This window comes from Streptomyces sp. NPDC016309 (assembly GCF_043077235.1).
GTDB lineage: Bacteria > Actinomycetota > Actinomycetes > Streptomycetales > Streptomycetaceae > Streptomyces.
This window is the reverse complement of the sequence record NZ_JBIBSG010000006.1, coordinates 473,686-492,595: the sequence shown is the minus strand read 5'-3', so window position 1 is coordinate 492,595 and position 18,910 is coordinate 473,686. Positions and strand designations below refer to the sequence as shown.

Annotated in this window: 14 protein-coding genes; 3 read left to right on the top strand and 11 right to left on the bottom strand. The window is 74.3% G+C overall.

Annotation, left to right across the window (positions count from 1 at the left end; genetic code table 11):
- Nucleotides 1-425 precede the first annotated feature (425 nt).
- The gene (locus tag ACF068_RS18550) at nucleotides 426-1,433 is read right to left on the bottom strand and encodes a stage II sporulation protein M (protein ID WP_392275296.1); all 1,008 of its coding nucleotides are present in this window, start codon (nucleotides 1,431-1,433) and stop codon (nucleotides 426-428) included.
- A gap of 118 nt (nucleotides 1,434-1,551) precedes the next feature.
- On the opposite strand from ACF068_RS18550, the gene ACF068_RS18545 reads away from it, so the two are divergent.
- Entirely contained in the window at nucleotides 1,552-2,592 is a 1,041-nt protein-coding gene (locus ACF068_RS18545; RefSeq protein ID WP_392275295.1) for an RDD family protein, read from the top strand.
- 20 nt (nucleotides 2,593-2,612) lie between these two features.
- Here the strand turns inward: ACF068_RS18545 and ACF068_RS18540 are convergent, their stop codons facing one another.
- Together ACF068_RS18540 and ahcY are read right to left on the bottom strand one after the other, a co-directional pair.
- Complete coding sequence (locus tag ACF068_RS18540) at nucleotides 2,613-3,227, bottom strand: hypothetical protein (RefSeq protein WP_392275294.1); 615 nt, start codon at nucleotides 3,225-3,227, stop codon at nucleotides 2,613-2,615.
- Between the two features lie 140 nt (nucleotides 3,228-3,367).
- Entirely contained in the window at nucleotides 3,368-4,825 is a 1,458-nt protein-coding gene (gene ahcY / locus ACF068_RS18535; RefSeq protein WP_392275293.1) for an adenosylhomocysteinase, read from the bottom strand.
- Nucleotides 4,826-5,167: 342 nt separating this feature from the next.
- Here ahcY and lepB point away from each other — a divergent pair, with 342 nt between their 5' ends.
- Complete coding sequence (lepB, locus tag ACF068_RS18530) at nucleotides 5,168-5,800, top strand: signal peptidase I (RefSeq protein WP_392275292.1); 633 nt, start codon at nucleotides 5,168-5,170, stop codon at nucleotides 5,798-5,800.
- 56 nt (nucleotides 5,801-5,856) lie between these two features.
- On the opposite strand, the gene ACF068_RS18525 is transcribed toward lepB, so the two are convergent.
- From ACF068_RS18525 to ACF068_RS18500, 6 genes are all read right to left on the bottom strand, one after another.
- Nucleotides 5,857-6,795 (bottom strand): cation diffusion facilitator family transporter, encoded by a 939-nt coding sequence (locus ACF068_RS18525; protein ID WP_392275291.1) that lies wholly within the window; start codon nucleotides 6,793-6,795, stop codon nucleotides 5,857-5,859.
- 83 nt (nucleotides 6,796-6,878) lie between these two features.
- The gene (gene manA / locus ACF068_RS18520; RefSeq protein ID WP_392275290.1) at nucleotides 6,879-8,045 is read right to left on the bottom strand and encodes a mannose-6-phosphate isomerase, class I; all 1,167 of its coding nucleotides are present in this window, start codon (nucleotides 8,043-8,045) and stop codon (nucleotides 6,879-6,881) included.
- A 60-nt stretch (nucleotides 8,046-8,105) separates the two neighbouring features.
- A complete protein-coding gene (locus tag ACF068_RS18515; protein WP_392275289.1) occupies nucleotides 8,106-9,395 on the bottom strand; it encodes an SIS domain-containing protein in 1,290 nt (429 codons plus the stop codon).
- Nucleotides 9,396-9,545: 150 nt separating this feature from the next.
- Nucleotides 9,546-9,728: a Trm112 family protein gene (locus ACF068_RS18510; protein WP_392275288.1), complete on the bottom strand. Its 183-nt coding sequence runs from the start codon at nucleotides 9,726-9,728 to the stop codon at nucleotides 9,546-9,548.
- Nucleotides 9,729-10,105: 377 nt separating this feature from the next.
- A complete protein-coding gene (locus tag ACF068_RS18505; RefSeq protein WP_392275327.1) occupies nucleotides 10,106-11,473 on the bottom strand; it encodes a phosphomannomutase/phosphoglucomutase in 1,368 nt (455 codons plus the stop codon).
- Nucleotides 11,474-11,572: 99 nt separating this feature from the next.
- Nucleotides 11,573-12,004, bottom strand: coding sequence for a DUF3499 domain-containing protein (locus ACF068_RS18500; RefSeq protein WP_392275326.1), 432 nt, complete (start codon nucleotides 12,002-12,004; stop codon nucleotides 11,573-11,575).
- 271 nt (nucleotides 12,005-12,275) lie between these two features.
- Here ACF068_RS18500 and ACF068_RS18495 point away from each other — a divergent pair, with 271 nt between their 5' ends.
- Nucleotides 12,276-12,704 carry a metallopeptidase family protein gene (locus ACF068_RS18495; RefSeq protein ID WP_392275325.1) on the top strand — a complete coding sequence of 143 codons (429 nt, stop codon included), beginning with the start codon at nucleotides 12,276-12,278 and terminating at the stop codon, nucleotides 12,702-12,704.
- A 206-nt stretch (nucleotides 12,705-12,910) separates the two neighbouring features.
- Here the strand turns inward: ACF068_RS18495 and ACF068_RS18490 are convergent, their stop codons facing one another.
- Together ACF068_RS18490 and ACF068_RS18485 are read right to left on the bottom strand one after the other, a co-directional pair.
- Complete coding sequence (locus ACF068_RS18490) at nucleotides 12,911-14,461, bottom strand: DUF5719 family protein (protein ID WP_392275287.1); 1,551 nt, start codon at nucleotides 14,459-14,461, stop codon at nucleotides 12,911-12,913.
- On the bottom strand, nucleotides 14,458-18,243 hold the full coding sequence (locus ACF068_RS18485) for a glycosyltransferase family 2 protein (RefSeq protein WP_392275286.1): 3,786 nt from the start codon (nucleotides 18,241-18,243) through the stop codon (nucleotides 14,458-14,460). Before ACF068_RS18485 ends, ACF068_RS18490 begins: the two co-directional genes overlap by 4 nt.
- Nucleotides 18,244-18,910: the final 667 nt, after the last annotated feature.

The following is an 18,910-nucleotide window of genomic DNA, read 5'->3' as shown; positions in this document are numbered from 1 at the left end:
GGCGTTGATTTTTGGCACGCTGTTGAGTTCTCAAGGAACGGACGCTTCCTTCGTACTCACCCTCTCGGGCTTTCCTCCGGGCGCTTCCCTTCGGTCTTTCGTGTTTCCAACCTTACCAGATCCGTTTTCCGTTCCGTTTCCGGTTCGGATTCTGTTTCCGGTGGCCGTTGGAGGGCCTTTGCCTTTCGGCTGCTCCGACTTTATCAGAATCATTTCCGCCGAGCTAATCGGCGTTCGTGATTCGGATGGGAATCGGATCGGCTCCGTGGAATTCCATTCCGACCGGAGCGAGAGAGACTCTAAACGATCAGGCCCGAACTTGTCCAGCCCGAGGCAACCGTTCAAATCTACCTCCCCCTGCCACCCGTGTCAACGGGTTTTGTGGGCGAAGAGGAGACTAGCAGGCGACCGGGGGCCGACGCACATCAGGCCGCCGTGGGCAGCTCGGCGCTGCGGCCGGTGGACTCGACGTCACCCGTGTCGCCGGCCCGGGCGGCGCGGCCGCCGAGGACGTACACGTACGCGAGGAAGCCCAGCTCGGCGGCGATGCCTATGGCGATGCGGGCCCAGGTGGGGAGGCCCGAAGGGGTGACGAAGCCTTCGATGACACCCGACACGAAGAGGACCAGGGCGAGGCCGAGGGCCATGCCGAGGGCGGCGCGGCCCTGCTGGGCCAGGGCGGTGCGGCGGGGCAGGGGGCCCGGGTCGATGAGGGTCCAGCCGAGTCGGAGGCCGGTGCCGGCGGCGACGAACACCGCGGTGAGTTCGAGCAGGCCGTGCGGGAGGAGGAGGCCCAGGAAGGTGTCGAGGCGGCCGGCCGAGGACATCAGGCCGAGGCCCACGCCGAGGTTGAGCATGTTGAGGAAGAGGATCCACAGCACGGGGGCGCAGAGGAACGCCCCGAGAACCAGGCACATGGCGGCCGCTTGCGCGTTGTTCGTCCACACCTGCGCGGCGAAGGAGGCGGCCGGGTGGCTGGAGTAGTACGTCTCGTACTCGCCGCCCGGCCGGGTCATCCGGCGGAGCTCCTCGGGGGCCGCGATGGATGCCTGGACCTCCGGGTGGGTGCCGATCCACCAGCCGATGACCGCCGCCAGCAGCGTGGACAGGACGGCCGTCGGGATCCACCAGTGCCGTGAGCGGTAGACCGCGGCGGGGAACCCGGCCGTCAGGAAGCGGACCGCGTCCCGCCAGGAGGCCCGGCGGGTGCCCGTGACGGTGGCGCGGGCACGGGCGACGAGCTGGGTGAGCCGGGCCGTGAGCAGCGGGTCGGGGACGCTCGACTGGATGAGGGAGAGGTGAGTGGCGGTGCGCTGGTAGAGAGCGACCAGTTCGTCGGCCTCGGCGCCGGTGAGGTGGCGGCCGCGTCCCAGGAGGTGCTCCAGGCGGTCCCACTCGGCGCGGTGGGCGGTGACGTAGACGTCGAGGTCCATGATCGGCTGCTGCTCCAGGCACTGGTGCGTACGGTTCGTCCTACGGCGGCGCGCTGATGGTCAGCTTGACAGACTGGCGTGCGGTGGGGTCGGGGTAGGTCGGAGAAGGGTGGCTGCCGTGAGCGGGGTTGTGACGGGGGACGCGGTCGTACTCGGCTTGCGGCCGGCCAGGTTGCCGAGCCGGGCGCTGGCCCTCCTCGTCGACCTCGTCGTGGTGTGGGCCGCCTATCTGCTGATATCCGTCGGGCTGGCGATGGCCACGGCGTCGCTGGACGAGGCGGCCGTGACGGCGGTGTCGATCGCCGCCTTCCTGCTGGTGCTGGTGGGCGGTCCCATCGCCGTGGAGACGCTGAGTCACGGGCGGTCGCTCGGCAAGCTGGCGTGCGGGCTGCGGGTGGTACGGGACGACGGGGGGCCGATCCGGTTCCGGCACGCGCTGGTGCGGGGGGCGATGGGGGTCGTCGAGATCCTGATGACGTTCGGTGTCGTGGCCTGCATCGCCTCGCTGGTGTCCGCCCGGGGCCGGCGGATCGGTGATGTCTTCGCGGGGACGCTGGTCGTCCGGGAGCGGGTTCCGGCGGCCCGGACGGTGCCCGTCCCGCCTCCGCCGCCCTGGCTCGTCGGGCGGTTCGCGCAGCTGGACCTGTCGGCGGTGCCGGAGGGGCTGTGGCTGGCGGTGCGGCAGTACCTGACGCGGATGGGGCAGCTCGACCCCGGGGTGCGGCGGGCTCTGGGCGAGCGGCTGGCGAACGACCTGGTGGCCCGGACGGGTACGCCTCCGCCGCCGGGGGTGCCCGCGGCGGACTTCCTGGCCGCGGTCGTGCACGAGCGGCAGGCCCGGGACGCGCGGCGGGCCTTCGCCCCGGGCGGCGGGGTCGGTGCGGGCGGCCGGGGCGTGGCCTCGGGTGGTGACCCGGCGGCCGGCGGGTGGCGCCCCGTGGTGGCGGTGCCGGGCGGAGGCGGCACGCCGTACGGCGGGGCGAGGCCGGGCGGGGGCGGTCCGGCGGACGGGAGCGGTCCGGCGGACGGGGGCGGCGGTTCGGCGGGGGCGGGCGCGGTCGTCGGGGGCGGTGTGCCGGCGGCGGACGCGGGAACCGCGGGCGCGGATGGCGAAGGCGGGGGTGCGGCGCGCGCCACCGGGTTCGCGCCGCCGGCGTAGCCGCGCCGGGCGCGGCGGGGTCAGGGGAAGACCGACGGCGGGGTCTCGAGGTCCTCAAGCTCGATGCCGGGGGCCGCGAGGACCACGTCACCGGCGAGGTGGACCGTGTGCCGTTCACCCGTGTCGAGGGCGCTGACCTGGTACTCGTCCACCATCAGGGGGCCGTTGTCAGTGGTGTGCGCTTCACTTCCGATCAGGGCCCAGGACTGGTCGACCGTGAGGGGGGCGAGGACCGGGTCCGTGAAGGCGACGAGCCGTACCCGGGTGGGGGGAGAAGCGGGGGTGAGGCGCAGCAGGCGTGAGGTCGCGACGAGGAACGCGGGGGACGTGCCGGTGAAGGCGTGGGCGCGCACATTGCCTTCGGTGGCGTACGTACCGGTGGGGTCGGTGCGGACCCAGGTCACTCCGTCGAGGGCGGCGCCGCGGACCTGCCAGCTCGCGGCGTGGAGTTCGAGGCGGATGGGGCGGCCGAGGTCGTCGAGGGTGAGGTCGACTGAGCCGGCGTGGTCGCCGGAGGGGGTGGTCGTCTGCGAGACGTAGCGCCAGCCGGAGGGGCCGGGCGCGCAGTTGAAGTGCTCTTCACCGAGGGGGGTGTGATCGTGCGGGTCATGGAGCGAATAGCGGCCGCGGGGCATGGGTCCTCGGGTCCTCGGGATCGGCGGTAGGGGAACGCCCGGTACGGGGCAGGCCCCCGGCACGGGGGTGCGGGGGCCTGCCTGGGTACCTGCCGGCCGTTCACCGGCCGTTGCTGACGTGCGTCAGTGCACGGGCGCCGTCAGTAGCGGTAGTGGTCGGGCTTGTAGGGGCCGTCGACCTCGACACCGATGTAGGCGGCCTGCTCGGGTCGGAGCGTGGTGAGCTTCACGCCGAGCGCGTCGAGGTGCAGACGGGCGACCTTCTCGTCGAGGTGCTTGGGCAGCACGTAGACGTCGGTCGGGTACTCCTCGGGCTTGGTGAAGAGCTCGATCTGCGCCAGCGTCTGGTCCGCGAAGCTGTTGGACATCACGAAGGACGGGTGGCCGGTGGCGTTGCCCAGGTTGAGGAGGCGGCCCTCCGACAGCACGATGATCTTCTTGCCGTCGGGGAAGGTCCAGGTGTGGACCTGCGGCTTGACCTCGTCCTTGACGATGCCGGGGATCTTGGCCAGGCCGGCCATGTCGATCTCGTTGTCGAAGTGGCCGATGTTCCCGACGATCGCCTGGTGCTTCATCTTGGCCATGTCGGAGGCCATGATGATGTCCTTGTTGCCGGTGGTGGTGATGAAGATGTCGGCCGTGCCGACGACCTCGTCCAGCGTGGTCACCTGGTAGCCCTCCATCGCCGCCTGGAGCGCGCAGATCGGGTCGATCTCGGTGACGATGACCCGGGCGCCCTGGCCGCGGAGGGACTCCGCACAGCCCTTGCCGACGTCGCCGTAGCCGCAGACGACCGCGACCTTGCCGCCGATGAGGACGTCGGTGGCGCGGTTGATGCCGTCGACGAGCGAGTGGCGGCAGCCGTACTTGTTGTCGAACTTCGACTTGGTGACGGCGTCGTTGACGTTGATCGCCGGGAACAGCAGGGTGCCGTCACGGTGCATCTCGTACAGGCGGTGGACGCCCGTCGTGGTCTCCTCCGTGACACCACGGATCTCCGAGGAGAGGAGGGTCCACTTCTGGGGGTTCTCCGTCAGGGTGCGGTTGAGGAGACGGAGGATGTGGCCGTACTCCTCGCTGTCCGCGGTGGACGGGTCCGGGGCCTCGCCGGCCTTCTCGAACTCGACGCCCTTGTGGACGAGCAGGGTGGCGTCACCGCCGTCGTCCAGGATCATGTTCGGGCCGCCGGTGGCGGTGTCCGGCCAGGTCAGCGCCTGCTCGGTGCACCACCAGTACTCCTCCAGCGTCTCGCCCTTCCAGGCGAAGACGGGAACACCCTGCGGGTTGTCCGGGGTCCCGTTCGGGCCGACCGCGATGGCCGCGGCGGCGTGGTCCTGGGTGGAGAAGATGTTGCAGGAGGCCCACCGGACCTGGGCGCCGAGGGCGACCAGCGTCTCGATCAGGACGGCGGTCTGCACGGTCATGTGCAGAGAGCCGGTGATGCGGGCGCCGGCGAGCGGCTGGGCCTCGGCGTACTCCTTGCGGATCGCCATCAGGCCCGGCATCTCGTGCTCGGCGAGGGTGATCTCCTTGCGGCCGAACTCGGCCAGGGAGAGATCGGCGACCTTGAAGTCCTGTCGGTTGGCGACAGTCGTCATTTCGAGCTGCTCCTCGTGTTGGGTCGAGGGTGGGTACGGCTGGCTCTGCGAGGTAGCTGGACACAAGCATGCCCGGTACCCGCAGTGCAGTCGTCGGAGGCCCTCTCTCCCTCGGCCGGTCCGTCGCGGACCGCCCGACCGCCATCAGCAGCGACGTCTGGCTCTGTCACGAATCTACACCGATCGGTCCGGCGGCCCACAGTCCGCCCGGGATCGGATCCGGGGATCCGGCCGTGGAGGAGCGCGGGGTGGGGCCGATCATGGAGCGTCTTCGGACGGTCGGGAACGAGCGAAGGGGAGCGGGACATGGGACCGGGACGTGGGTTGAGGATTGCCGGATGGGTGCTGGTTCCCCTGGGGGCGGTGCTGCTCGTGGGATGCGGGCTGGGCTTCCTCGGCGGGTACGCGGGCCACACGATCGCCTCGGCGTCGATGGCGCCGACGTACGCGCCGGGCAGCCGCGTGCTGTTCGAGAAGGTCGGCCCGTCGGAGGTGCGGCGGGGGGATGTGGTGGCCTACCGGATGCCGGAGCGGTACGCGGGCGCGCTCGTGGTGCAGCGCGTCGTCGGGGTCGGGGGCGACCGGGTGGTCAGTGACGGCCGCCGGATCACTTTGAACGGGAAGCCGCTGGCGGAGCCGTACCTCGGGGGCGCCGACCCGGTCGTCGACCGGATGCCGTACGACGTGACGGTGCCGCCGGGCCGGGTGTTCGTGCTCGGGGACAACCGGGGCAACTCGCGGGACTCGCGTTACTTCCGGGACGAGAGCCCCGGTGGGACGGTGCCGCTGGCCGCGGTGGGCGAGCGGGCCTTGCGGAGCAACGCGGCGCCGGTCCTGCTCGGTGTGGGAGCGGTCGCCGGGGCGGTCGCCCTGGTCGTCGGGGGCGCGCTCGGGCTCGCCGGGTGGCTGACCGGGCGCCGGGCCCGTGCGGGCGCCGGATGGAGTGCGGGGGTGACGGCCGGGACGCGGGGGTGACGGCCGGGGCATGAGGAAGGCCCCCGCTCCTCGGGGGAGCGGGGGCCTTCGCCGGGTCAGGGGGCGGTGGCGCCGCCGGCCTTGGACGCCTGGAAGATGTCCGGTTCCAGGTAGATCACCCGGGCGATCGGTACGGCATCGCGGATGCGCGCCTCCGCGGCGTCGATGGCGGCGGCCACCTGAGCGGCCGTCTCGTCGTGCTGCACGGCGATCTTGGCGGCGACGAGCAGTTCCTCGGGGCCCAGGTGGAGCGTGCGCATGTGGATGATGCCGGTGACGGTGTCACCGTCGACGAGCGCCTGCTCGATCTTCTTGACCTCGTCGATGCCGGCGGACTCGCCGAGCAGCAGCGACTTGGTCTCGGCGGCCAGGACGATGGCGATCACGATGAGCAGGACACCGATGCAGAGGGTGCCGATGCCGTCCCAGACGCCGTTGCCGGTGACCAGCGCCAGACCCACGCCGATGAGGGCCAGGATCAGGCCGACCAGGGCGCCGAGGTCCTCCAGGAGGACGACGGGGAGCTCGGGCGCCTTGGCGCGGCGGACGAACTCCTTCCAGGAGAGCTGGCCGCGGAGCGGGTTGGACTCCTTGATGGCGGTCCGGAAGGAGAAGCTCTCGGCGATGATCGCGAAGACGAGGACGCCGACCGGCCAGTACCAGGCCTCGATCTCGTGCGGGTGCTTGATCTTCTCGTAGCCCTCGTAGATGGCGAACATGCCACCGACGGAGAAGAGGACGATGGAGACGAGGAAGGCGTAGATGTAGCGCTCACGGCCGTAGCCGAAGGGGTGCTGGGGCGTGGCCTCGCGCTGGGCCTTCTTGCCGCCGAGGAGCAGCAGCCCCTGGTTGCCGGAGTCGGCCAGCGAGTGGACGCTCTCGGCGAGCATGGAGGACGAACCACTGAAGAGGAACGCCACGAATTTGCTCGCCGCGATAGCGAGGTTCGCGGCGAGCGCCGCAACGATCGCCTTGGTTCCGCCTGACGCGCTCATGCGTGCGGGTGTCCCTTCTGGATGCTGCTGGGGGGTGGTTCGTACGGCCGCACATTGTTGCAGGAGCGGTGACGGGCGGTGCGTCAGACCACCACTGTGGCTCGGAACGCCGTGCCCGTACCGGACAGTTCGACCTTTTCGCCCGCCGGGATGAAGACGGACCGGCCGGGTGCGAGGGGCAGGTCGTTCGTCCGCGGGGTGCCGGAGGTGGCGAGGACGATCTGGGGGGTGGGGGCGGTGATGTCGGTGGGTGCGGCGCCTTCGGAGCGCACGTACCGGGAGAGGCGGAACTCGTCGATCGGTGTTTCGTAGACCTCTTCGCCGGAGGGTGAGGCTTCCGGGCGGAGGATGCCGGGGTCGTGGGCCTCGAAGCGGACGACGCGGAGGAGTTCGGGGACGTCGACGTGCTTGGGGGTCAGGCCGCAGCGGAGGACGTTGTCGGAGTTGGCCATCAGCTCGATGCCCAGGCCGCCGAGGTAGGCGTGCGGCACTCCGGCGCCGAGGTAGAGCGCCTCCCCGGGCTGGAGCCGGACGTGGTTGAGCAGCATGGCGGCGAGGACGCCGGGGTCGCCGGGGAAGTGGTGGGCGAGGACGGCGTACGGGGCGTGGGCGCCGCCGAGCCGGTCGCAGGCGGCGGCGGTCTCGGTGACGGTGGCCGCCATCTCGGCGGGGTCGGCGGACAGGACGGCCGTCAGGACTTCGCGGAGGGCGGCGTCCTCGGGGTGTGCGTGGAGGAGGTCGACGTACGGCTTGAGGGAGTCGACTTCCAGCGCGGCGAGGAGTTCGGCGGTCCGGTCGGGGACGCGGAAGCCGCAGAAGCCTTCGAAGGGGGTGAGGGCGCAGATGAGTTCGGGTTTGTGGCTGGCGTCCTTGTAGTTGCGGTGGGGCGCGTCGAGGGGGATGCCGGCGCGCTCCTCGGCGGCGTAGCCCTGCTGTGCCTGGGCGAGGTCGGGGTGGACCTGGAGGGAGAGCGGGGCACCGGCCGCGAGGATCTTGAGGAGGAAGGGCAGGCGGGGGCCGAACCGGGCGACGGTGGCGGGGCCGAGTTCGCGTTCCGGGTCGGCCTCGATGACGGCGGACAGCGGTTGTTCCGCCTGCCCGGCGCGGGTGACGCGGGAGGGCGCGCCGGGGTGGGCGCCCATCCACATCTCGGCCTGGGGTTCGCCGGTGGGGGCGACGCCGAGCAGTTCCGGGATGGCCGTCGTGGAGCCCCAGGCGTACGGGCGGACGGTGTTGGAGAGGCGGTCCATGCGTCGTCTTTCCTTGCGTCTTGCGTGCCTCGCGGCCGGGGTGGTGGCCGGCGGCGGGGCTCAGGGGGTGTGGAGACGGGAGGCCAGCGCCAGGTAGACGGCCGCGAAGTCGGTGACCGCGAGCAGTTCGGCGAACGCTTCCAGGTCGGTGACGCCCTCGCCGCCGGGCCTGCCGGGGCCGGGCGTGCCGTCGCCGGGCGTGCCGTCGCCGGGGGCGGGGCCGCCGGACGCGGGGCCTCCAGGGGCTCCGTTCCCGGGGGGTGTGCCCTCGTCGGCCGTCGGGTCGGGGGCGGCCGCCGTGGGGTCCTCGGGTTCGAGTTCGCTGATGGTGGTGTCGTGGCCGAGCGCGAGCTCGCGGGCGGCGGGCGCGGCGGTGAGGCCGCCCGCGGGGCGGTCGCGGAGCAGTACCACGCGCGCGCGGAGGGCCTGTGCCTCCTCGACGCGGTCCCGGAAGAAGTCGTCGGGGTCGGCGCCGCCCGCGAAGTCGCCGGACAGCAGTCCCCGGTGGGCGGCGAGCGCTTCGGGGAGTTCCGCCGCGAAGGCCGGGCGGCCGGCCAGCTCCGCCAGTACGGCGGCGAACCGGCGGCCGACCGGGGCTGCCGTCGCGCCCTCGGTCCAGACGAGCGGGAGGCTGTCGGCGAGCTCCGCGGCGAGGGTCTTGGCCGGGTTGCCGTACGTGGCGACGGCCGGTCCGCAGCGCTCGGCGGTGCGGTCGAGCCGGTCGGCGACCCGCTGGAGGGTGTCGGCGGGGGCGTCGACGAGCCCGACGCGGTCGAGGAGCGCGAGGAGCGGGGTGAGCAGGGCCCACAGGGCGGCGGGGCCCGCCTGCTGGGCCTCCTCGTCGGTCAGCTCGTGCGGGGCGGTCGCCATCGGGACGACCAGGCCGTGCGTCGTGTCGACGGCCTCGGCGAGCGGTGAGCGCCGGGGGGTGACGGCGACGACGGTGACGCCGCGCCGGTAGGCCTGCTCGGCGAGCAGCGCGAGGCCCGGTTCGGTGCCGTCCGTGGTGGTGATCAGCAGCAGGTCGACGGAGCCGGTCCAGCCCGGCAGCGTCCAGCGCAGCGCGCCGGGGGCGGCGGCCACGCCGGTCGAGTGCAGGCGGGCCACCGGGGCGGCGGCGCCGGCCAGGGCGGCGACCATGTCGGCGACGCAGGCGGCCGCGGTGCCGGGCCCGGCGGTGAGGATGGCGCGGGGGCGTCCCTCGGGGTTCAGCTCGGTGACGCCCGCTTCGGCGGCGTGGCGGGCGGCGGTCCGCACGCGCGCGCCGGCTTCGGCGGCCCCGCGGAGGAGACCTCGGCGGTCGACCCGGGCCAGGGCGTCCGGGTCGTCGAGCAGCGTCTCGTCGAGCATGAGGTGGGGCCTCCGATCGCCGTGCGGGGTGGGGTGCGGTGGCGCGGGCGCGGTTGCGGCTCGGCGGTACGGCCGGGGCGGCGCGGCGCGGCGCCGGGGTGAGCGGCGTGCGTCGCGGTGCGTCCGGCCGGAGCGCGTCGCGGTGCGCCGTCAGGAGGGGCGGCGGGCCTCGTCCACGAGGAGGACCGGGATGGCGTCCCGTACGGGGTAGGCCAGGCCGCAGTCCTTGCCGGTGCAGATCAGCTCGGGTTCCTCGGCTGCCGTGCGGTCGCTGAGCGGGGCGTGGCAGGCCGGGCAGGCGAGGATCTCCAGGAGGCCGGCTTCGAGCGGCATGGGGTGGGTCCCTTCGAGCGGGTGGGTGGGGCGGCGCGCTGTGCGCTGCCCGCGCTGTGCGGTGTGTCGGTGTAGCGGTGTGGTGCGGTGTTCGGTGTGGTGCGGTGTGCTGTTGTACGCCGGCCGTGGTGCCGTGCGCGGTGGTGCGTGACGCGCGCCGCGTGGTGCGCGTCGGGCCTCGTCAGCCTACCGCCGGGCCACCGCACGCCGCGGCTTTGGCGGGGGTTGTCCCGTTCCCCGGCGACCGCCCTGCCACGGGCCGGACCCCGGGTCGCCCGGGCCGGGGATCGTCCCCGTGGGGCCGTCTTCCCCGAACCGGGGGCTCCACCCCCCGGTGGAGCGCCCGGTTCGCCCGCGGGCGAATGTTCGGGCGAGTGCTACGGGGTGCGGACGAGGGCGAGGACCTCGTCGCGGACGCGGGCCATGGTCGGCTTGTCGCGCGCCTCGACGTTGAGGCGGAGCAGCGGCTCGGTGTTGGAGGGGCGGAGGTTGAACCACCAGTCCGGGCCGGTGACCGTGAGGCCGTCGAGGTCGTCGGTGGTGACGCCGTCGCGGAAGGCGAACGCCTCGCGGACCGCCGCCGTGCGGCCGGGCTGGTCGGCGACCGTGGAGTTGATCTCGCCGGAGCCGGTGTAGCGGTCGTAGGAGGAGACCAGCCGCGACAGCGGGCCGCTCTGGCCGCCCAGGGCCGCCAGCACGTGGAGGGCGGCGAGCATGCCGGTGTCGGCGTTCCAGAAGTCGCGGAAGTAGTAGTGGGCGGAGTGCTCACCGCCGAAGATCGCGCCGGTACGGGCCATCTCCTGCTTGATGAACGAGTGGCCGACCCGGGTCCGCACCGGCGTCCCGCCGTTCTCGCGGACGACCTCGGGGACGGACCAGGAGGTGATCAGGTTGTGGATGATCGTGCCCGTACCGCCGTTCCTGGCCAGCTCGCGCGCCGCGACCAGCGCCGTGATCGCGGACGGCGACACCGGGTCGCCCTTCTCGTCGACCACGAAGCACCGGTCGGCGTCGCCGTCGAAGGCCAGGCCCAGGTCGGCGCCCTCCTCCCGCACCCGCCGCTGGAGGTCCACCAGGTTGGCCGGGTCCAGCGGATTGGCCTCGTGGTTGGGGAAGGTGCCGTCCAGCTCGAAGTACATCGGCACCAGGTCCAGCGGCAGGCCGTCGAACACGGTGGGGACGGTGTGGCCGCCCATGCCGTTGCCCGCGTCCACGACGACCTTCAGCGGCCGGACGGAGGTGAGGTCCACCAGGGTCTTCAGGTGGGCGGCGTAGTCGGCGAGGGTGTCCCGCTCGGTGAGCGTGCCGGGCGTCGCCGCCGCCTTGGGGGCGCCGGTCGCCAGCCACTCCTCGGTGAGCGCGCGAATCTCCGCGAGGCCCGTGTCCTGGCCGACCGGGGCGGCACCGGCGCGGCACAGCTTGATGCCGTTGTACTGGGCGGGGTTGTGCGAGGCCGTGAACATCGCGCCCGGCAGCCCGAACCGCCCCGACGCGAAGTAGAGCTGGTCCGTGGAGCACAGGCCGATCAGGGTGACGTCCGCGCCCCGGCGGGCGGCACCGCGCGCGAACGCGCCGGACAGCCCGGGCGACGAGGGACGCATGTCGTGGCCGACCACGATCGCGTCGGCGCCGGTCACCTCGACGAACGCCGCGCCGAACAGCTCCGCCAGCGGCTCGTCCCACTGGTCGGGCACCACTCCGCGGACGTCGTACGCCTTCACGATCCCCGACAGATCACGAGACAGACCACCAGACAGATCAGCTGTCACTTCCCCGCACCCTCCTGCAAGCCCTGTGTGTCCACCCGAGGTGGAGCACACAAACTACCCGTACGGGGCGGGCGGTCAGGAGTCGGGAGAGCGCAGGACCCGCAGGTGGCCGCGGCGGCCGACCTCGACCGGGTCGCCGGCGCGGCCGCCGGGCTTGCCGCCGGCCTGGGCCGCGCGTTCCTGGGGGCGGGCGGCTTCCCGTACGGCGTTGGCGAGCGCTTCGAGATCGTCGCCGCTGGGGCGGGCGGGGGCGGAACCGTCCGAGAGCCGGACGACCTCCCAGCCGCGCGGCGCGGTCAGGCGCTCGCTGTGCTCGGCGCACAGGTCGTAGCAGTGGGGTTCGGCGTAGGTGGCGAGCGGGCCGAGGACCGCTGTCGAGTCGGCATAGACGTACGTCAGTGTCGCGACGGCAGGGCGGCCGCACGCGGTGCGCGAACAGCGACGTACAGGGCTCACGACGTTGGACGGTACCGCACTCTTGAGCGGGCCGCGACGACTCTCGACCAGGTCACTCGCCCGTGTCGCGGTGTGACGTCCCGCACAGGGGGCTTCGGAAACGCTCGGCTGACCTGCGGGGAAGGTATCGGCCGGGGTTCCGGGCGGTCGACCGGCCGAACACCACACCGAACGAATCCGGTCAATCCTCACGAGCCGACCGATCGGATGACGGAGCAGAATCACGCCGAAGCATGGCCGGAATGTGCAAAGAACGACACAGGCCGGGCGTGGCGCGCGGCACGATCGCCGTGTGCCGGGGGGAGCTACGCTGCTTCAAGTGATGGACAGTCCCGTACCGCCCCGTCCGGCCGAGCCCCGGCCGCGCCGCCGAGACCGCCACGGCCGCGGCATGCGCGGGCCCGTCGCCCCGCCGCAGGTACCGCTCTCCGCCAGCCGCGCGGACACCTTCCGCGATCTGGTCCAGGACTCGGTGGAACGGCTGGAGCGGCACTGGCCGCAGCTCGCCGACGTCGACTTCCTGGTCCTGGAGGTGCCGGTGGCACCCGAGGATTCGGTACCCCTGGGTGTCTCGGTCCCGGCCGGACGCGACCGGCCCGCGCGGATCGTCGTCTACCGCAGGCCGGTCGAACTGCGCGCCAAGAGCCGCGACGAGCGGGCCCTGCTCGTCCACGAGGTCGTGGTCGAGCAGGTCGCCGAGCTGCTGGGGCTGTCCCCCGAGTCGGTCGACCCCCGGTACGGGCAGGACTAGCCGGGCCGACGCCGGTACGGGCGCGGCGGGGCTTGGTCCGCGCCGCGGTACGGACGCGAGCGGGCGGGCGGGCCGACGCCGGTACGGGCGCGGCGGGGCTTGGTCCGCGCCGCGGTACGGACGCGAGCGGGCGGGCGGGCCGACCGGGCGTCGCCGGTACGCGCGCGGGCGGGCCTGGTCCGCCGGGGGTGGTGGCGGTGAGCCGGCTAGTCGACGAGGACCGTCAGGTCCTGCCGGGCGGCCGGGACCTCCACCGTGCCCCGGTCGTCGGCGAGGGTCTGCACCGTGAACATCGGGACGCCGTCGTCCGGCTCGGCCAGCGTCCGCGCCGCGTGCACCGGGCCGCCCGAGACCGACTCGACGGTCAGCGCGTACGAGCCCTTCAGCCCGGCCGGCACCGGCGGCGTGACCGCCAGGGTCGTCCCGCCCTTGACCGTGTACGTCTTGGTCGTGGGCGTCCCGCCCTCGGTGCCCGCCGACGCGGTGACCTTCACCTCGGCGCTCGCGCCGGGCGCGGTCAGCGACAGCGTGGTGCCCTTGGCCCGGTTGTCCGCGACCGTCGCCCGCTCCCCCACCGGCCCGGTCGCCGGGATGAACGCCACCTCCTGGTCGTCGCCCTTGCCGCGCACCACCCGCAGGGCGGCGACCACCGGGGTGGCCCGCCCCTTGCGGGCCGGGGACAGCAGCAGCGAACCGGCCTCGCCGCGCGTGACGTCCTGGAGGTCCACGGCCGCGGTCATCCCCGACTTGACGTGCAGGCTCTCGGCCGCGGCCGGGCTGATGGACCCGGTCGGGCCCGCCAGCCGGATCTTCAGGTCGGCGTCCGCCTCACCCGGCGCGTACGCCACCAGCCGTACGGAGGTCGCGTCCGCCGGGATGCCGGGCAGCACCAGCGTCCCCGCCGGGTCGGCCGACGCGGGCAGCCAGTCGCTGCCGAGCTTCTCGTCGGCGGAGCGCACCACCGCGCCCACCCGGCCGCTGCGGGTGGTGACGTGGACCGTCACGTCCTCGGCGGCGGGATCGGTGGTCAGGGTGGACAGCAGGACCGGCACGCCGGTTCGGGCGGGGACGGTGACGCCCTCGGTGAGCTGCGTCTTCAGAGCCCCGTTCGGCCCGTACAGCTCGATGTCGACGACGGTGGCCGTGTCGTCGGGGTTGGTCAGGTGGACGTAGTCCGAGCGCTGGGCGGCGGTCGAGGCGCCCGGGAACCAGAAGTCGGTGTCCGGCGCCGTGCAGCTCACGCCGAGCATCCCGCGCCCGCCGCCCGCCGGGACCTTGGTCGTCTGCTGGGTGGTCCAGCCGGGCGCGAGCCGGCCGGCGGCGGAGCCGACCAGGGCCGGGGCGTCACCGCCGTCGGCCTCGGCGGAGACTGGCCTGCCGGGCTGGGTGAGCGTCAGCACGGCCTTGTCGGCGGCCGGCGCCTTCTTCGGGGTGGCGGCCTTCTTCCCGTCCGCCGTCGTCTCGCCCGCGGTGGCGGCGGACGGCTTCAGCTCCGCCCGGCCGGAGGCCTCGGCGCCCGCCGCGCCGGTGCCGCCACCGGCGCCGGGCGGGGTGAACGAGGTGTACACCGTCTCGGCGACCTCCGAGTTGCTGGGCGCCGGGCACAGCAGGCTGGAGCGCTCGACCGGCAGCCGCGTGGCGGACCGGGCGGCCGCCGGTGCCGCCGCGTCGTCACCGGGGGCGGTCAGGGCGGCGAAACCGGTGACCGCGGCGAGGGCGGTGACGGCCGCGGCCAGGGAGAGGGTGGTGCGGTTCACTGGTTGCTGCTCCCGTCGGGACGCTGCTCGTCGTCGTACTCGTGGCCGTAGCCGTAGCCCTGCTGCCCGTACGGGTCCTGGTTCTGGTCGTGGTTCTGGTTCGGGTCGTAGTGGCCCTGCCCCTGCTCGTAGGGGCCCGGGGGGTACGGCTGCTGGTACGGGGCCTGCTCGTAGCCGCCCTGCTGGTACGGCTGCTGCTGGTACGGGTCGTACTGCGGGTACTGCTGGTGTCCGGCACCCTGCTGGTACGGGTCGGCCTGGTACTGCTGCTGGTCGGCCGGGTACTGCTGCTGGTCGGCGGGGTACGCGGCGTACGCCTGGCCGTCCCACTCCCCGTAGGAGGGCTGGCGCGGGACGCCCTGCACCACGTACGGATCGGTGTCCGGTACGGACGCGGGCGCGGCGGCCGGCTCGGTCACCGCGGCCGTCCCCGCCTCGGCCTCCGCCTTCACGCCCTCGGCCTCCGCCGCCTCGGCCTCCGCGGCGGCCGCCGCCCGCAGCCGGCGCGCCCGGCGGCCGTCACCGGCGAGGTCCTCGGCGGTCACCGCGGGCTGCTCCTCCTCGGGCAGGTCGTCGTCCACGTCCCGGCGCCGCCCGGGCAGGGCCAGCACGAGCAGGACCACGGCCAGGAAGCACTGGGTCCAGATCCAGACGGTGTGGCCGAGCGGGTCCTCGTACGTCAGGTCCAGGCGGCCGCCCTCGGCGGGCAGCTCGAAGCCCTGCGCCCAGCCGTCGACGACCGTCTTCTCCAGCGACCGGCCGTCGAGGGTGGCCTGCCAGCCCTCGTCCGCGCGGTCCGCGATCCGCAGGACCCGGCCGGCGCCGCCCGCCGGGATCTCGGTGTGCGCCTCGACCGGACCGGCCGCCACCGGCAGCCGCTCGCCCTTGCCGCCGTCGCCGTTGCCGCCGTTGCCGCCGTTGCCGCCGGGCACGATGGTGGCCCGCGCGACCTGACGGTCGACCCGCCACAGCGCGCTGCCGTCGAGCTGGCTGAGCCGGGTGAGGCCCGGTGTGGCGTCCAGGACGCGGCTCATCTGGCGCGGCGCCCCGTCCCGGACCAGGACGTACCGGATGGCGAAGCCGCTCAGCTGGTCCGTCTGGTCCGCGCCGGACCCGGCGACCAGGTTGGCGACGACCTTGTCCAGACGGGCGTCGCCACCGCCGGCGGCGGTCAGCTCGGCGTCGCCGAGCCGGGCGCCGGAGCCGCGGACCAGGGTGTACGGCACCTCGGCCGCCGTCGCGCCGCCCAGGACCAGGGTGCGCGGCTGGTCCCGGGTGTCGCTCTCCTCGGCGACGAACGCCGGCACCTGGACCGGGTCGCGCCGCTCCAGCGGGCCCGCCGCGCCGCCGATCATCCAGCCGGCCGCGGCCACGACCGGTCCGGCGGCGGCGGCCAGCGCGATCAGCACGGCGACGGGCTGGCGCCAGCCGAAGCTCTGGGACGCGACGCGCGTACGTCCGCCCTCCGCGCCCAGCATCCCGGCGGCCAGCAGCGCGGCGCCGTACACCAGGGTGGCGGGCCCGGCCCAGCCGGAGCCGCCGCCCGAGCCGTTCACCAGCACCGCGAGGACCAGGGCGGCCACGGCCGCGACCCAAGCCGTACGGATCGCGAACCGCCGCTCGGCGCGCAGCAGGGCGGCCAGCGCCGCGAGCACCAGACCGATCAGGACGAGGCCGCCCACCGTCCTCGGCCCGCCCGGCGAGGCGCCGAGCAGGTCGAGCGGGGACGCCTCTCCTGTCCCGACGACCATCCCGGCCTCCCGGAAGAGGGCGGCCGGATCGGTCAGCAGCGACAGGGACCAGGGGGCGAGCAGCAGCAGCGGTGTGCCGGCGACGGCGAGGAAACGCAGTCCGTACGCCACGACGTCACCGCGCCGCAGCACCAGCACCGCCACCCCGAGGACGACCGCGAGCGGCCACACGACGGGTGTGAACGCCATGGTGAAGGTCAGCAGGAAGGCGTACGCCCAGGTGCCGCGCCAGCTTCCGCGCGCGTCGCCCCGCAGTCCGTGCGCGGCGACGGCGGCCCGGGCGATCAGCGGCAGCAGGACGGCCAGGACGGCCGTGCCGAGCCGGCCGGTCGCGAGGGCGCCGGTCGTGGCGGGCAGGAAGGCGTACGCGACGGCTCCCCAGGCGCGCAGCAGCCGGGACTCGACCAGGGACCGGGAGGCGAAGTACGCGGTGATGCCGGCCAGCGGCACCGAGCAGACGAGCAGCACGGTGACCGCGAGGCCGGTCGAGCCGAGGAACAGCGCGGAGAGGGCGGCGAGGACCGCCAGGTACGGCGGGGCGGTCTGGGTGCCGCCGGTGCCGAGCGGGTGCCAGGCGTCCGCGTACCGGCTCCACAGGGCGCCCACGCCGTCGGGAACGGGCAGCAGTGCCCCGCCCGCGAGGGAGCCGCCGCCGAACAGGCCGCGGCAGGCGACCACCGACGCCACGAGCAGCAGCGCGAAGAGGACCGGCCCCGGCTTGCGGGCGATCTTCTTCAGGCGGGCGAACTGCTCGATCTCCAGGTAGTCGGCGTCGTCATCACCGGGGCCCGACTCCACGGCGCCGTGCCGTGAGCCGCCCGAATCGGCGTCCGAACCGCCGAAGTTGGACATGACCTGTTCGACGGTGGCGCGGACGGTGGCGCCCGGCGGCGGGAACAGCGGCCGCAGCTCGGACGCCTCGACGGTCCTCCCGCGTCTGCGGCGGCGGGCCGCGATGATCCGCTCGGGCCGCAGCAACGTGCCGAACAGGCCCATCACTTCGTCGACGGCCTGGCCGGGCGCCTTGCCCACCAGGTAGGCGAGGGTCCGCAGCAGGGTGCCCACGACGAGGCGGAGGAGGACCCAGGGGAAGGCGACACCGCGGGCGTTGGCGAGCAGCGTGTAGACGGCGCCCGCCTTGTCGACGCGGTGCGGGCTGGCGACGGAGCGGCCGGCGCAGTCGACCGTGCGCCGCTCGCGGGCGGACGCCTCCGCGTGCCGGAGGACGGCGTCGGGGGCGACGAGGACGCGGTGGCCGGCGGAGTGGGCGCGCCAGCACAGGTCGACGTCGTCGCGCATCAGGGGCAGGCGGCGGTCGTAGCCGCCGAGCTCCTCGAAGACGTCACGGCGGACGAGCATCCCGGCGCTCGACACGGACAGGACCGAGCGGACCTGGTCGTGCTGGCCCTGGTCCTGCTCGCGCCGGTCGAGGCCGGTCCAGCGGCGGCCGCTGTTGGCGATGGAGACGCCCACTTCGAGGAGCTGCTTGCGGTCGTACCAGCCGCGCAGCTTGGGCCCGACGATCGCGGCGTACTCGTCGCCGTCGACGACGCGGAGCAGTTCGGCGAGGGCGCCGGGCTCGGGGGCGGCGTCGTCGTGGAGCAGCCAGAGCCACTGGACGGGCTCCCCGTGCGGCAGTTCGGGCATGTCGTACGCCTCGTCGCGCCACGTCCGGCTGACCGGGTCCCAGCCGCTGGGCCGCTTCAGGTACGGCAGTTCCTCGGGGCCGAGGACCGGCGCGGTGCGGGCGGCCTCGTCGACGGCGGCGCCGAAGCCGGTGCGCCGCGCGAGGTGCAGCACCCGCTCGTCGCCGATGGCCTCGGTGACCAGCCGCGCGGAGTCGTCGGCGCTGCCGGTGTCGGCGGCGACGACGTTCTGTACGGGGCGTTCCTGCCCGAGCAGCCCGGCGAGGACGTCCGGCAGCCACCGGGCGCCGTCGTGGGACACCAGCACGGCGGTGACGACGTGCCGCGGGAACTCGGGCTGCTGCGTGGGGGAAGCGGTGGTGAACGCGGCTGTGGTGGCGGACATCGGGTTACGGGCCCTCCGGCCGGGGGTCGCCCGCGGGGGGCGTCGGAGCGTCTCGGACGGAGGCCCACACTAATGGCTGCCAGGACGGCGGTCCGCCGCCTGTGGACAGCGGCCCGTTCTCCGGCCGGGCGGCCGGCCCCGGGGCGGGCGGGATGCCCCCGGGCGGACGGGATGTCCGGGCCGCCGGCCCCGGGGGCGGTGTGCGCGCGGGCGCCGGCGGGGCGGTGGGGTGCGGGGGTGCGCCCGCGGGTGCGGGGCGGTGGGATGCGCCCGGCCTGACGGCCGGGCTGGTGTTCCCACCCGCACCACCGTGCGGGAGGAGGGATCAGTGCCGGTCTCCCCGTGCGGCCACAGCGCCGTCGGCGGCTGCGGGCCGAGGGCGGAAAGCGGGAGCGGGGGCCCGGGGGCGGGGCCACCGCGGGATCTCCCGGTGCGGTTGTCGGCCACCGGCGGCTGGGGGGCGGCGGGTAAGCGGGCAGCCCCGCGTGGATCTCCCCGCACGGCGGGAGCGGAGGGACGCAGGGGTCCCCGGCGCGGTTGTCAGCCGTCGGCGACCGCGCGGCCGGGGGGGTGGGGCCCCCGAGGGACCTCCCGGTGCGGCTGTCGGCCGTCGGCGGCTGGGGGCGGTGCGGGAGCGGGCAGCCGCGCGTGGGCGTCTCCCCAGGGC